At 71.1% G+C, this 13,937-nt stretch carries 10 protein-coding genes; 8 read left to right on the top strand and 2 right to left on the bottom strand.

The features are described 5' to 3' along the window. Window positions 1-305: 305 nt before the first annotated feature. The gene (locus BIX52_RS21940) at window positions 306-1,214 is read right to left on the bottom strand and encodes a ribokinase (RefSeq protein WP_075223247.1); all 909 of its coding nucleotides are present in this window, start codon (window positions 1,212-1,214) and stop codon (window positions 306-308) included. A 445-nt stretch (window positions 1,215-1,659) separates the two neighbouring features. Between BIX52_RS21940 and BIX52_RS21935 the strand changes: the two genes are divergently transcribed. The 7 genes from BIX52_RS21935 (at window position 1,660) to BIX52_RS21905 (ending at window position 8,842) form a co-directional block, all read left to right on the top strand. Then, complete coding sequence (locus BIX52_RS21935) at window positions 1,660-2,880, top strand: DegT/DnrJ/EryC1/StrS family aminotransferase (RefSeq protein WP_083660705.1); 1,221 nt, start codon at window positions 1,660-1,662, stop codon at window positions 2,878-2,880. After that, window positions 2,877-4,415 (top strand): glycosyltransferase family 61 protein, encoded by a 1,539-nt coding sequence (locus BIX52_RS21930; protein WP_075223245.1) that lies wholly within the window; start codon window positions 2,877-2,879, stop codon window positions 4,413-4,415. The genes BIX52_RS21935 and BIX52_RS21930 overlap by 4 nt, the downstream gene beginning before the upstream one ends. Then, entirely contained in the window at window positions 4,412-5,122 is a 711-nt protein-coding gene (locus BIX52_RS21925) for an acetyltransferase (protein WP_083553130.1), read from the top strand. Before BIX52_RS21930 ends, BIX52_RS21925 begins: the two co-directional genes overlap by 4 nt. A gap of 324 nt (window positions 5,123-5,446) precedes the next feature. Further along, window positions 5,447-6,505, top strand: a complete 1,059-nt coding sequence (locus BIX52_RS21920; protein ID WP_075223244.1) for a glycoside hydrolase family protein — start codon at window positions 5,447-5,449, stop codon at window positions 6,503-6,505. Continuing rightward, window positions 6,502-7,398: a glycosyltransferase family protein gene (locus tag BIX52_RS21915; RefSeq protein ID WP_075223243.1), complete on the top strand. Its 897-nt coding sequence runs from the start codon at window positions 6,502-6,504 to the stop codon at window positions 7,396-7,398. Before BIX52_RS21920 ends, BIX52_RS21915 begins: the two co-directional genes overlap by 4 nt. 47 nt (window positions 7,399-7,445) lie before the next feature. Further along, window positions 7,446-8,117 carry a WbqC family protein gene (locus tag BIX52_RS21910; protein WP_075223242.1) on the top strand — a complete coding sequence of 224 codons (672 nt, stop codon included), beginning with the start codon at window positions 7,446-7,448 and terminating at the stop codon, window positions 8,115-8,117. Next, complete coding sequence (locus BIX52_RS21905) at window positions 8,114-8,842, top strand: class I SAM-dependent methyltransferase (RefSeq protein WP_075223241.1); 729 nt, start codon at window positions 8,114-8,116, stop codon at window positions 8,840-8,842. Before BIX52_RS21910 ends, BIX52_RS21905 begins: the two co-directional genes overlap by 4 nt. A gap of 10 nt (window positions 8,843-8,852) precedes the next feature. On the opposite strand, the gene BIX52_RS21900 is transcribed toward BIX52_RS21905, so the two are convergent. Next, window positions 8,853-10,052: an MFS transporter gene (locus tag BIX52_RS21900; RefSeq protein ID WP_245803272.1), complete on the bottom strand. Its 1,200-nt coding sequence runs from the start codon at window positions 10,050-10,052 to the stop codon at window positions 8,853-8,855. 833 nt (window positions 10,053-10,885) lie between these two features. Between BIX52_RS21900 and BIX52_RS21895 the strand changes: the two genes are divergently transcribed. Further along, entirely contained in the window at window positions 10,886-13,555 is a 2,670-nt protein-coding gene (locus tag BIX52_RS21895; RefSeq protein ID WP_075223240.1) for a glycosyltransferase, read from the top strand. Window positions 13,556-13,937 lie beyond the last annotated feature (382 nt).

Here is a 13,937-nt window from a genome sequence, read left to right as displayed (position 1 = left end):
CCTTTTTCAAGGGCCGGGCCGCTTTGCGCAGCACCCGGAGGCACCCTCGGGTGCCAATGACACCAGGGCGGACGCGGCACTCGAAAGCTCCGATCCACCACCCGGGAGCGCCGCTCTAAAGCCTCGCACCCGACCCTCAACCCCCTCTCCGAAAAGAGGAGGATGACCCGAACTTCGCCGCTTTTTCAAAAGCTTGGAAGCCCGTCCGCGCCGCCGGCCAGCCCCTGAAGGCCGCCCCGCCGCTGCGGTGAACGGGGTATATGGGCCACGCCAAACCCGGTCAACCCACAAAATTCATCACAACGTCATATGGCGCGAACCTCGTCCAGCCTGGGGATAACGTCGGCCGTGCCGTGCCGCGTCACCATCACCGCACCCGCCCGCGCGGCCAGCCCCATCGCCTCGACCATCCCAAGACGCCGCCCCTCGATCCCGGCTCCGAGACCGGCCAGAAGATAGCCCGTGAAGGTGTCGCCCGCCCCCGTGGTGTCGACCGCCGCCACCGGCACCGCCGGAACATGACGAGGCGGAACCCCCTCTCCGGACGCCCCGCCACCGGACGGGGAGGCGGCATGAAGGAAGGCCCCGTCCGCCCCCGCCGTCACCACCACGGCCGGAACACCCTGCGCGGCCGGACCGCGCCCGGTCGCCGCCTGGAGCTGCTCCATCTCCACGCGGTTCAGGATCAGAAGATCGGCGAGCGGCGCCATCCGCACCGCCGCCTCGGCCGTGAAGGGCGCGGCGGCATAGGCGATCTTCAGCCCCGCCGCCCGCGCCCGCTCCGCCGTCTCCACCTGCAGATTGGTCTCGTTCTGGATCAGGCACCACTCACCCGGCACCGCCTCGGCCAGCGCCGCCTCCACCGCGGCGAGACCGATCCGGTGATTGGCCCCCGGATGGATGATGATCGTGTTCTCGCCGTCGTCGGCCACGGCGATGATGGCGTGGCCCGTCGGCCCCTCGGCCACCTCGAGATAGCGCGTGTCGACGCCCCACTGTGCCAGACTCTCGCGCGCCCACACCCCGTCTTCGCCGACCGCGCCGATCAGCGCGACGCGCTCCCCCGCCCGCGCCGCGGCCACCGACATGTTGGCCCCCTTGCCGCCGATGCCGGTCACCAAGCCGTGCGCCGCCAGGGTCTCGCCCGGCGCCAGGATGTGCGGCACGCGGTAGAACCGGTCGAGATTGACCGAGCCGAGACACCACAGGGTCATCGGCCCACCCCAGACGCGAGCCGCCCTGACCGAAGCCGCCCAGTCGTGAGCCGCCCGAACCCAAGCCGTCCAGTCGCGAGCCGCCCGCACCCAAGCCGCCCAATCCGCCGCGAGCGGGACCGCCCGGATCCGGCCGGCCGCGCGTCCCGGTCCGTCCCGCCGTTCCTCGCGCTCCAACTCCCGCCCCGGCTCCCCCGGCCCCGGCTTGCCCCGTGCGTGTCGGTCATCTTCACCCTTCGGCTCCGTCGCACCGGCCGTCCGGCCGCTGACGCAAAGGGCCCCTTAGCACAGACGAAGCCCGCCGATGCGCCGGCGGCGAACGCCCCCGCTGGCGCCGCCGCCCGTCCCCTCATAAGCTAACCCTGCCCGGCCCGCCGCCCACCCCGGCGGCAGCCCCAACAGGACCGGGCCGCACAGAAACAAAAAGCGGGGCGGAGAGCGGAGCATGACGAGACCCCGGCGCCCGGCGATGACCCCGCTGGCCCCCAGCCTCTCGCAGGTGCAGTCGCCGCGCCTGCCGGCGGCCGAGGCGCTGATGCCCTATCTGTCGCGCATCGACGCCAACCGCTGGTACTCCAACCGCGGCGAGCTGGTGCAGCGCCTGGAAGAGCGCCTCAACGCCCTCCTCACCGCAGGCGGCAGCACGGGCCTGCCCTCCACCGTCCTCGTCACCGCCTCCAACGGCACCGCCGCCATCGAGGCCGCGATCCTCGCCTGCGCCGGCCGCGCCACGGCGGAACGCCCGCTCGCCATCATCCCCTCTTATACCTTCGTCGCCACCGCGCTGGCGGTGATGCGCTGCGGCTACCAGCCCTACTTCGCCGACGTGGATCCCGAGACGGCGATGCTGGATCCGGCCGCCGTCGCCGCTCACCCGGTGCTCGGCAAGGCCGGCCTCATCCTGCCCGTCGCCGCCTATGGCAGAGCCCCCGCCATGCGCGCCTGGGAAGAGGTCCACGCCCGCACCGGCATTCCCGTGGTGGTCGACGCCGCCCCCGCCTTCGAGGCCTTCGTGCGCGACCCCGGCCTCGTCTCCGCCACCGTCCCGGCGACGCTCTCCTTCCATGCGACGAAATCCTTCTCCACCGCGGAAGGGGGCGCCGTCCTGTGGGCCGACGAGACGCGCCTCTTCCAGGTGGTGCAGATCACCTGCTTCGGCGTCACCGACCAACGCCTCGCCCTCTTCGAAGGGTTCAACGGCAAGCTTTCCGAGTATCACGCCGCCATGGGCCTCGCCTGCCTCGACGAGTGGACCCGGCGCGAGGCCGCCTATGGGCGCATCGCCGCCGCCTACCGGGAGGGGGAGGGCACCCGGAGCGAGATCGGCACCCTTCTCACCGCGCCCGAGATCAGCGCCGCCTACGTCCTCCTCCAAAGCCCCACCGCCGCCGCCAGCCAGCTCGCCGAGCAACGCCTCGCCGAACGCGGCATCGGCGCGCGCCGCTGGTACGGCATGGGACTGCACCGCCAGCCCGCCTTCGCCGAAGCCCCGCGCGACGCCCTCCCGGTCACCGAAGATCTCACCTTGCGCCAGCTCGGCCTGCCCGCCGCCATCGACCTCTCCGGCGAGGACATCACCTTCGTCCTCGACACGCTGCGCCTCACCGGCAGGGACGACACCCACGCCGAAGACGCCCGGCCCGAACGCCAGCCGAGATATGGATGACCGACAGCACCGCCCCCGACAGAGCCGCCGCCCCGCCCGGCAACCTCGCGCCCGCCAACGCCGCGCCCGGTAACCTCGCGTCCGGTAACCACGCGCCCGACGACGGCGCGCCCGACGCCGCATTCACCCTCGAGGACCGCCTTCTCGAACACCGCCGCGACGCGGCCTTGGCCGGCGCCACCACCGTGAGCGCCGCCGAACGCACCCACCTCGCCAAGGTGATGCGGATGGCCCACGAGGGCCGTCCCGTCCCGCTGATGATGGGCATGAAGGCCAAATCCGTCTTCAAGGCCGCCTTCCCCCTGGAGGAAGCCTTCGCCCGCTATGCCGCCGCCATGGGGCTCGGCGCCGGAACCCAGCTCCACACCCAGGAGATCGTCCCCTTCAGCGCCGCCGCCGCGCGCCACGCCGAGACCGTCCACGTCCTGCACGAAGGCGGCGAGACGGTGCGCCTCGACCCGCCGCGCACCATCGGCGAGCCGGCCGAGACCGCCGTCCTCGAAGGCCCCTCCCGCCGCGTCGAGCTCGCCGCCTTCCGCAGCGCCAGCGCCTTCGCCCACACCTCCGCCATCCGCCTGAAGAACGGCACCTATGTGTTCGACATCCAGGAGGGCGAGGCGGAGCGCCTGCCGGTCGACCGCGCCTTCGAGCCGATCGTCTTCCACGGCGAGGGCGGCACCCTCCACATCATCGACAATCGCCGCCGCACCGACGTTCTGACCCTTCCCGAGGCGATCACCCTGATGGGTGCCAGCTCGATGTCCTTCGGCCACTTCATGGCCGAAGAGCTCATCCGCCTCCTGTCGATCCGCAAGACCATCGACATCACCGGCATCCCGATCCTCATCGACGCCGCCATGCCGCATCAGCACAAGGAGGCGGTGCTCGCCTTCACCGGCGCCCGTCACCCGGTCATCGAGGTGCCGCGGGGCCTGCGCGTGGAGGCCGGGCGCCTCTGGGCGATGACCAACTGGGGCTACAGCCCGAAGATCGTCACCACCGATGTCGGCGTCGACACCAACGCCATCGTCATGCCGACGAAGCCTCTGGCCGCGCTCCTGACCGCCGCCGCGAACGAACTCGCCATCCGCCTCGGCCTGCCTGACGAGGACGCCCCCGCCGACGGCCGGCTCTACCTGGCGCGCGACGCCACGCGCCACAGGGCGATCGCCAACCACGAGGCGGTCTCCGCCCTCCTCGCCGGCCACGGCTTTGCCGAGACGCGGCCCGAGACGCTCTCCTTCATCCAGCAGTTCGCGCTTTATCGCGGCGCCAGCCAGATCGTCGTGCAGAGCGGCTCGGCGACGCTCGGCCTGCTGCTCGCCCGGCCCGGCACGCGGGTGTGCCTCCTCACCCACGGGGCCATCGCCCGCCAGGCGCTGCTCGCCCAGCCGATGCGCGACATCGGCCTCGACCTCGTCGCCCTCGTCGGCGGCTTCACCGCGGCGGACAGCACCTACCAGGACCGCTCGTCCTACCGCATCGACGAGGACGTCCTCGCCGCCCTTCTCCAGTCAGAGCTTCGCGTATCATGATGCCAACGCCCGCCCCCGCCACCCTCGCCCCGACCGGCACCGCGCAGGATGTCGTCCTGTTCGGCACCGGCATGGTGGCCGACGTCATCAGCGTCTATCTCGAAAAATACAGCAACCTCACCATCAAGGCCTACACGGTCGACCGCGAATACGTGCCCGGCAGCGGCGAGTTCCGCGGCAAACCGGCGGTGCCGTGGGACGAGATCGAAACCCACTTCCCCCCCGGTAGCCTGCCGCTGCTCGGCCCCCTGACCTACAAGGGCCTCAACAGCGTGCGCCGCGACCGCTACCTGGAAGGCAAGCAAAAAGGCTACGCCTTCGCCTCCTTCATCCACCCCGACAGCCACATCGACACCGACCTGATCGGCGAGCACGTCATCATCCTGGAGCGCAACATCATCCAGCCCTTCGCCGCGGTGGGGAACAACGTCATCATCTGGAGCGGCAACCATATCGGCCACCATGTGAGCGTCGGCGACCACTGCTTCATCGCCTCCCAGGTGGGCATCGCCGGGGCGACCAGCATCGGACCGGAGTGCTATCTCGGCGGCCAGGCGGGCATCGTCCACGGCATCACCATCGGCGCCCGCTGCGCCCTTCTCAACGCCGCCGTCATCAAGGCCAACCTGCCGGACGAATCGGTCGCCGTCGGCCACGCGGCGGAGATCAAGCCCTTCAAGAGCAAGCGGATCGCCCACCTGTTGTGAGCCCCGCACCGCGCCCCAGAAGCGGCGCCCAACGGACCAATATTTGTCAAATTTACGGGACCGCCGGTGCACCTTCGCCGGCCGGCCGGAGACGGCGGAGCCTGCTGCGCTCCGTCTCCATCACAATCATAAGATCTGCTATCCGGATGCGCTGCCGATACTTGACCGCGACGCGCCGGTCGGAGATTGCCCTCAGAGTTTATCGATATTCAAGGCCATCGCTCGCCCATGACGCTCTCGACCAAACCGTTCCCGACCAAGCCCTTTCGACCGACCGATTCCGCCTCAGCCGCGATGGCTGATCCTGCCGCTTGCCTGTCCCCGATGCCCTGGTCCCTGACCCGCCAGAACACCCACAGCGGCTTCATCCTCATTCCGCCGACCGACAATCCGCTCTGGATCAGCCACGCCCAGGCGCCGACCATGCTGCCGCTCGATCCCCGTCGGGACACCGCGGAGGGGGCGCAGAAAGGGGAAGAAGAGCGCGCGGTCTGGCGCATCTTCCTCGCCGGGCGCGACCGCCACAACACCAGCCGCATCTTCGCCGCCGACGTCCACCCGGACGACATGAGCCTTGCCACCCTGCACCCCGATCCGGTGCTCGACGTCGGCGCACCCGGCGCCTTCGACGAGCACGGCATCGGCCCCGGCACGGCGATCGCCGTCGGTGGGCGCATCTTCCTTTATTACATGGGCCTCAGCCGCAAGAGCGACGTGCCTTATAGGCCCAATGTCGGCGTCGCCATCTCCGAGGACGGCGGGCGCAGCTTCGAGAAGTTCGGCGGGCCGCTGCTCGGCCCCTCGCCGCATCTTCCGCTGGGGGCGGGCCTTCCCACCGTGTTCGCCACCGACGCCACGCCCGGCCGCCCGTTCGGCATGTGGTTCTCCCGCTTCACCGAATGGGCGATGATCGAAGGCAAGCCCGAGCCGGTCTACGACCTCCTCTACGCCTCCTCCGCCGACGGTCTCGACTGGCAGGTCCACCCGGACGCCAACGTGCCGCTCGCCAGCCGCGACGAAGGCGGCCTGGTGCGCGCCGCCGTCCACCGGACCGCCGAGGGCTGGCTGATGCTCTTCACCGCGCGCGGCCGCGCCCATTTCCGCGAGGACGCCGAGCAGCGCTACCGCCTCATCGCCGCCACCTCCGCCGACGGACTGAACTTCACCCGCACGGGGGCCATCGGCCTCGACCCCGTCCCCGCCGCCGGCGACTGGGACGGCGAGATGCAGGCCTATCCGCAGATCGTGCCGGACGGGAATCGCACCCTCGTCCTTTATAATGGCAACGGTTTTGGACGCGACGGATTCGGTTACGCGCTCCTGACCGGGACCGCCCCCGCCGCAGCGCAGGACACGGCCCCCGGTCAGGGCACGGCGACGTGAAGCTTCTCTCCATCATCTCGGTGAAGGACGACCTCGAGGTCATCGGCCCGGCCACCCAGAACCGCCTCGCCGCGGGGTTCGACGAGGTGGTCATCGTCGCCGTGGAGCCGTCCGAGGAGATGGCCGCGACCGCGCAGGCTCTGACGCGCGGCGATTCCCGCGTGCGCGCGCTCGCCATGGCCAAGCCCGATGCGGCCGGCGCCTTCCTCTCCTTCACCGCCGAGCCGATGGCGACCATCCTCTCCGGCCATCCCGATTGGGTGCTGGTGAGCGACGCCGACGAGTTCGTGGTCGCCGAACGCCCCGTCGCCGAACTCCCCGAGCTCGTCGGCGAGGCGCCGCTGTCGGTGCCGCGCTACAATTATGCGCGGCGGCGCGGCGAGGTGCCGGGGGAGATGGCCGCGCGGCTGAGGGACCCGGCCTGTCTGCCGCTGATCGCCGAGCGGCGCCAAGCCTTCAAGGACGGGGTGCCGGTGCCGGGGGTGCGCTGGCTGGAGCACCGCATCTCGCCGCGGCCGATGTTCCGCCCGCGCACGGCGGCGCGGTTCGATGTCGGTGCGCACCATCTCATCGGCGCGGACGGGGCGCGGCAGCCGACCACGCCGGCGGTCAACCTCCTGATGGCGCATCTGCCGTTCACCAGCTTCCCGCGCTTCAGCCGCAAGATCGACAACGTGGCCGCCCATCTCAGCGACGTCGCGGGGGTGCACGCCACCACGGCGAGCCATTGGAAGGAGTGGCTGAAGGCGCGCGACGGGGGACGCCTCGGCGAAACCTTCGAGGCCGAGGCCTTCGGCGCGGAGGAGTTCGAGGCGCGCCGGGCGGAGGGCAGCATCGACACCGCGTCCGGCCTCTTCGTGCGCCTGAAGGCGGGCGACAAAAGCGTGCGCTGAGAGCGGCGGCGGGGGACGGGACAGGACGGGACGAGGGAGGACGCGGCATGAAGGTCGCGGTGATGCAGCCCTACTTCTACCCCTATGGGGGCTATTTCCGGCTGATCGCGGCGGTCGACCTCTTCATCCTGTTCGACTGCGTGCAGTTTCCGCGGCGCGGGCGGGTGCACAGGACCGAGGTGCCGGACGGTGCCGGCGGGCGGCGCTGGCTGACCCTGCCGCTGGCCAAACAGCCCCAGACGACGCGGATCGACCATCTCGCCTTCGCCCCCGGCGCGCGCGGCGAGTTCGACGCGCGCCTGGCGGGGGTCCCCGCGTTGTGCGGCTCGCCCCCGCAGGGCGTCGACGGTATCGCCGCCGCGCTCGGCGGGCCGATGGACGACCCGGCCGGCTTCGTCATCGCCAACATCGCCGCCACGGCGCGGGCGCTCGGCATCGCCACGCCGTTCGCCCGCTCGTCGGACTTCACGATCGGCGAGGAGGTGCGCCAGGCGGAGCGGATCGCCGCCATCGCGGTGCAGGCGGGGGCGACGACCTACGTCAACGCGTCCGGCGGGCGGGGGCTTTACGAGGCGGACTTCTTCGCCGGGCGCGGCCTCGCTCTGGAGTTCATGGCGCCTTATGACGGGCCCTTCTTCACCCTCCTCGCCGACCTCTGGACCCATCCTTTGGAGGCGATCGCCGCCGACGCGGCGCGCGCCGTCACGGAACCCGCATGACCAAGACCAGCCCCCCTTCCACGGCGCCGGAGACGGGCAGGAGCCCCGAGGCGATCGCCCGCTATTATGACGCCGCGCTCGCCCGCCATGGCGACACCGCGCAAGGGGCGGGCTGGCCGAACGAAGCCGACAGGGTCACCCGGTTCGAGGTGATGGCGGGCGTCGCCAAGGGGGATTTCCGGGGGGCCAGCCTGTGCGACGTCGCCTGCGGGACGGGCGCCTTCCTGACCCACCTCGCCGCCACCGGCCGCGCCCCGGCGCGTTATCTCGGCACCGACATTTCGCAGGCCGCGATCGCCGAGGCGCGCGCGAAACATGCGGGCTCGAAGCATGCGGGCTCGGAGGATGCGGGCGCGGACCACCCGGAGACCGCCTTCCTGGTGCGCGATCTTCTGGCGGCGCCCGATCCGGCGCTGCCGGGGATGTTCGACTACATCGTCCTCAACGGGCTCTTCACCGTGCGTGCCGAGGTGGGCGAGGCGGCGATGTGGGACTTCATGACGGCGACGCTGACCCGGCTGTGGCCGTTCGCCCGGCGCGGGGTCGCCTTCAACGTGATGTCGGCGGTGGTGGACTGGCGGCGGGACGATCTCTTTCACGTGCCGATGGACGATCTGGCCCGTTTCCTCTTCACGCTGGCCGGACGTCATGTGGTGCTGCGCGCCGATTACGGGCTTTACGAATACACCGCCTACGCCTTCCGCGATCCGGTGGCGGCGCGCTGATCCTTCGGTCTCAACGGCGCCCGCCGGCGATCTTGATGCTGTCCGGCTCGCGGCGCAGGCGGGCCATGGCGAGGACGCCGAGGGCCGGGCCGATGGCGAGCACCGCGAAGGCGTAGCGCCAGGTGAGCGCGGCGATGAGGAAGGGCATGGCCTGGATCGTCAGGAAGGTGAGGAGGAAGCCGAGTGAGGTTTGCAGCGTCAGCATGGTGCCGACGAGGCGCGGCTCGGTCAGCTCCGCCACGGCGGTGGAGAATTGCGCCGAGTCGGCGACGATGGTGATGCCCCAGACGATGGCGACGACGATGAGGGCGGTGGCGCCGAGGGCGGGGACGAGGCCGATGGTGGCGGCGCAGGTGGCCGAGACGGCCATGGCGGCCATGGTGACGCGGGTGCGTCCATAGTGGTCGGCGGCGAGGCCGGCGAGGATGGACCCGGCGCCGCCCGAGGCGATGACGACGAAGGTGAGAAGGCTGGCGGAGGGGGCGGCACCGCCCGCTTCGGTGAGGCCCCAGACGAGGAAGACGCCGATCCAGGCCCACATCGCATAGAGCTCGAACATGTGGCCGAGGTAGCCGGCATTGGCGAGGAGGAGGGCCGGTTTTCGAAGGGCCGCCAGCGCCTCGCCGGGGACGAAGCGGGGGCTGACGGCGTGGCGCGGGCCGAGGCCGATGGTGAGGATGCCGCCGGCCGCCAGTGCCGCGGCCGCCGAGGATGCGACGATGGTGGTGCGCCAGTCGAGGCCGGAGAGGGCGGTGACGAGGTGGGGGAGGGCCGATCCCAGCACCACGGCGCCGACGAGGGTGCCTATGAGGAGGCCGACGCGGCGTCCGGCCCATCCGGCGGCGATCTTCATGCCGACGGGGTAGACGCCGGCCATGGTGGCGCCGGTGAGGAAGCGCAGGACGACGGTGGCGGTGCTGTCGAATCCGGTGACGAGGATCATGAGGTTGATCCCTGCGCCGAGCAGCGCGCAGAGGGCGAAGAGGCGGCGGGGGTCGAACCTGTCGGCGAGGCCGAACCAGGCGCTGATGAGGGTTCCGGCGACGAATCCGAGTTGGACGGCGCTGGTGAGGAGGCCGGCTTCCTGGCGGGTGAGGGTGCCGTCGTCGATGAGGGTTGCGACGGCGGCGGTGGCGGAGAACCAGAGGGTGACGGCCAGCACCTCGCACAGGATGAGGAGGGCGATGGACGGGCCTCTGCGGGTCATCATGGCGTGCCGATCGTGGTGGGTTGGAGGGCATCCGGGCGTGTGTCATCCGGCGCCTGGGGTGGGCAGGGTCCGCCGGGCCTTCTCGGGCAGGCCGGGCGGCGGCCGCCGATGTGGCCACGCTCCCGGCGGCCGGTCAATTCCGTCTTTGGGCATCGGGGAGACGGATGCGGGGTTGCCGTCCCGCGTGTCCTGCAGCGTTCCGCCCGCCCCATCGCGCGCATCGCCGCCGCGACGCCCCGCATCACGGCGCTTTCGCCTCACCGCGTGCGCTCTGTCAGGCAGCTCCGCCTTGCCGCGCCCCATCACGGCGACCCCACCTTTCCGCGTCACAGGGAGGGGGTGCCGCGTCCTGCGTCACATCACGGCGGCCCCACCTTTCCGGCGTCACAGGGAGGGGGTGCCGCTGGTCTGTCCTCTGGAGCCGGCCGTCGCGGACGCCAGCCGGCCGCGGCCCGATCCTGACGGCGGGGCCCGTCAACAGCAAAACACAAGCGGCCCTTGTGCAGGGGCCTCGTCTGCGGGCAGTGATGGCCGGGTCCGGGGGACAGACCAAGCCTGTCCTTTGGTGGGTGCCCGAGCTTTCTTTTTCTTGGCCTATCGCGCTTCGCGCACCTTGAGGCCGGGTTGGAGCGACGGCGCGGCGTGGTCGCGCCAGCGCGGCGCGCTGCTTGAGGCGCTTTTCCGGCCTACCGCGCCTCGCGCACCTTGAGGCGCTTTCTCGGCCTATCGCGCTTCGCGCTGCTCGAGGCTGGATTGGGGCGGCCGGGCGGGGGTCTCGCCGGGCACTGCGCAAAGCGGTTAAGAGGGCGGGACCGTCACGGCTGGAGCCCCTCATGACCGCCTGCAACCTCTTTCAGTTCTGGAACACGGCGGTGCCGCCCGAGGAGGTGGCGACGCTGATGGCCGGCTGGCAGGCGGATCCGGGCTTCACCTACCGCCGCTTCACTACCGAGACGGCGGACGCCTACATCGCCGAGCATCTGGGCGTGCGAGCCGTGGCCGCCTTCCGCAGGTGCGCCGTGCCGGCCATGCAGGCCGACTTCTTCCGCTACTGCGCCCTCTTCATGGAAGGCGGTGTCTATGTGGACGCCGACTGCGAGAACGGGGGCGGCCTCCCGGCCTATATCGCAAAGGCGGGGCGCGGCCTTTTGATGATGCGTCAGGTCCGGGTGGCGAACGACTTCCTGTTCGTGCGGGCGGCGCGGGACCCGCTCTTCGCCAAGGTGATTGAGCAGGCGATCGAGAATATCGAGAAGCGCGTCTCCAACAACGTGTGGGCGGTGACGGGGCCGGGCATCATGACCGCTTTCCATCGCGCCGCGGCGACGCGTTCCTGGTTCGACGGGTTCGAGATGCGCCCGGTCCAGGAGGTGCGCGAGATCGTCCATTTCCGGCAGAAGCTGGAATATAAGTCCTCGGCGGAGGACTGGCGGTCGAATTTGACCACGGGTGCGCCGTCGATCTTCAAGGACCTCGAGGACGGCGACGCCGCTCCCACATCAGGCGGCACCGCCGCGGCGGGCAAGGACACGGCGAGCGTTCTCGCCCGAACCGTCCCTCCCGCACCTGCCGATGCCGCACCTGCATCTGCCGCGCCCGGGTCTGCCGTGGTGCCGGCTCCGGCCTCCGGCGGCAGCGCCAAACCGCGCGGTGGGAAGAAGCCCGGCCACATCTCCGTCGTCGTCATCGGCTACCGCATGCGGCGCGAGCTGCCGCGCACCATCCTCTCTCTGTCGCCGGACTATCAGAGGATCGACGCCGACGCCTACGACATCGCCCTCTCCGAGATGCCCTCCGACGCGATGCTGACCGAAGCCGACATCGCCGCCTTCCCGGCCAACCTCACCTACACCGCCGAGCCGGAAAACCTGCCCCTCTCCGTCGCGGTCAACCGCGCCGTGCGCCGCACCACGGGCGACCACGTGCTCCTGTGCGTCGACGGGGCGCGCATCCTCTCCCCCGGCATCCTGCAGCGCTGCCGCCAGGCGATCCGCATCCACCCGCGCGGCGTCGTCGCCGTGCACGGCATGCACCTCGGCGCGCGGCCGCAGCAGGACGCGGTGCCGGACGGTACGCACGATGCGGCCATCGAGGACGCCCTCCTCGCCTCCATCGCCTTCCCGAAGCGCCCCTATCAGCTCTTCTCCATCGCCTGCTGGGCGGGGTCGAGCCGCGGCGGCTGGTTCGCCCCGATGGCCGAATCGTGCGCCCTCATGGTTGCGCGCGAGCATTTCGAGGAACTCGGCGGGTTCGACGAGAAGGTGACGCTGCCGGGCGGCGGCCTCGCCAACAGCGACTTCTATAGCCGCGCCGTGGCCACCGGCGGCCCGCTCTTCGTGCCGCTCGGCGAGGCGACCTTCCACCAGCACCACGGCGGCACCACGACCTCGGCGCGGGTGAAGGGGGCCTGGGGCGCGCTGAAGACCTCCTTCGCGCAGGAGACCGGGCGGCCCTTCGCCCTCGCCCCCGACAAGCCGCCTTATTTCCTCGGCAACCTGCCCCGGCAGACGGTGTCCCTGGCGCTGGATTCCCTCATCGACGCATGGCGCAGTGAGGACGCGGCGCGCCCGCTCCAGGGGATGGAAGCGCTGGCCCGGCTGGAGGCGACGCCGGCGTCCTCTCCCGGCATCCCACCCTCTCCCGGCGCTCCCTCCTCTTCCAGCCCAGAGGCCGGGGCCGAGCCGGCGCTGCGCCATCCCATGGCCCTCGTCGTCGGCATGCACCGCTCCGGCACAAGCTTCCTGACGCGGCAGATGGTGGCGAACGGGTTCGCCGTCCCCGGCACGTCCATGGGCGGCACGTCGCGCTCCAACCCCGAGGGCCATTTCGAGCCGCTGGAGATCGTCGCCTGGCACAACCGCCTCCTCGCCACGCTCAATCTCAGCTGGTCGGCGCTGGGGGAGGCCGGCTTCTCCCGGCGCGGCACCCAATTCGTCGAGCGCCACGGGGCGGCCCTGCGGCACGTCCTCGTGCGGCTGGAGGCGGAGGCGTCGAACGCAGGACTGACCCCCGCGGCAGGCTGGGTGGTGAAGGACCCGCGCCTTTGCCGCCTCATGCCGGTCTGGCAGGCCGCCTTCGCGGCGATGGGGTCCCGCCCGGCCGAGCTTCTCGTCCTGCGCGATCCCTCCCTGGTGGCCGAGAGCCTGAAGCGCCGCGACGGGTTCGACCTCGATTTCGGGCGCCTCTTGTGGGCGCGCCATGTGGCGGGCCTCCTGGAGCGGGCCACGACGGCGCAGGATCTCCTATGCCTCGACGGTGCAAAGGCGGCCGATGTGGCAGCCTATATGACGCGCCGCACGGGTGTCGCCGGATGTACCTGTGCGCCGGTGCAGACGGTGGAGCTGCCCGCCGCACGTGACCCGATCACGCGCCTCTACCGCGCGTTCCTGGCCGACCGGGACCTCGACGTGTTCCGCACCGCGCTGCGGGCCGAACTGGATTTCCTGGACCGCCACCCCGGCCTCACCGCCCGCCTCGACCGCCTCGCCGGCTTCCCCGGCTGACGTCCCGGCCAACCTCGAGCGGCGCGAGACTTGGCCAGCGACCACGCCCCGCCGCCGCTCTAATCCGGCCTCAAGGTGCGCGGAGCGCGGTAGGCAGAAAAAGAGTGCTCGGGCACCCACCAAAGGACAGGCTGGTCTGTCCCCCGGACCCGGCCATCACGAACTGGCTCTGCCTGCGGTCGAGGCCCTGCACAAGGGACGCCTTGTGTTTTGCTGTTGACGGGCCCCGCCGTCAGGATGGGGCCGCAGCCGGCTAGCGTTCGCGACGGCCGGCTCCAGAGGACAGACCAGCGGCACCGCCTTCCTGTGACGCGGCAGAACGCAGCGCCTCAATGAGTGCGCTGGAAGTCATGACCGCGCGAGGTTCTTCGATCCACCTCGA

Source organism: Acuticoccus yangtzensis (genome assembly GCF_001927245.1).
Lineage (GTDB): Bacteria > Pseudomonadota > Alphaproteobacteria > Rhizobiales > Amorphaceae > Acuticoccus > Acuticoccus yangtzensis.
This window is presented reverse-complemented; position numbering and strand designations above follow the sequence as displayed.

Coding starts and splice junctions, on each gene's coding strand:
- BIX52_RS21940 (WP_075223247.1), bottom strand. CDS start 1,214: ATGACCCTGTGGTGTCTCGGCTCGGTCAATCTCGACCGGTTCTACCGC.
- BIX52_RS21905 (WP_075223241.1), top strand. CDS start 8,114: ATGACCAAGACCAGCCCCCCTTCCACGGCGCCGGAGACGGGCAGGAGC.
- BIX52_RS21920 (WP_075223244.1), top strand. CDS start 5,447: ATGCCCTGGTCCCTGACCCGCCAGAACACCCACAGCGGCTTCATCCTC.
- BIX52_RS21925 (WP_083553130.1), top strand. CDS start 4,412: ATGATGCCAACGCCCGCCCCCGCCACCCTCGCCCCGACCGGCACCGCG.
- BIX52_RS21900 (WP_245803272.1), bottom strand. CDS start 10,052: ATGATGACCCGCAGAGGCCCGTCCATCGCCCTCCTCATCCTGTGCGAG.
- BIX52_RS21895 (WP_075223240.1), top strand. CDS start 10,886: ATGACCGCCTGCAACCTCTTTCAGTTCTGGAACACGGCGGTGCCGCCC.
- BIX52_RS21935 (WP_083660705.1), top strand. CDS start 1,660: ATGACGAGACCCCGGCGCCCGGCGATGACCCCGCTGGCCCCCAGCCTC.
- BIX52_RS21930 (WP_075223245.1), top strand. CDS start 2,877: ATGACCGACAGCACCGCCCCCGACAGAGCCGCCGCCCCGCCCGGCAAC.
- BIX52_RS21910 (WP_075223242.1), top strand. CDS start 7,446: ATGAAGGTCGCGGTGATGCAGCCCTACTTCTACCCCTATGGGGGCTAT.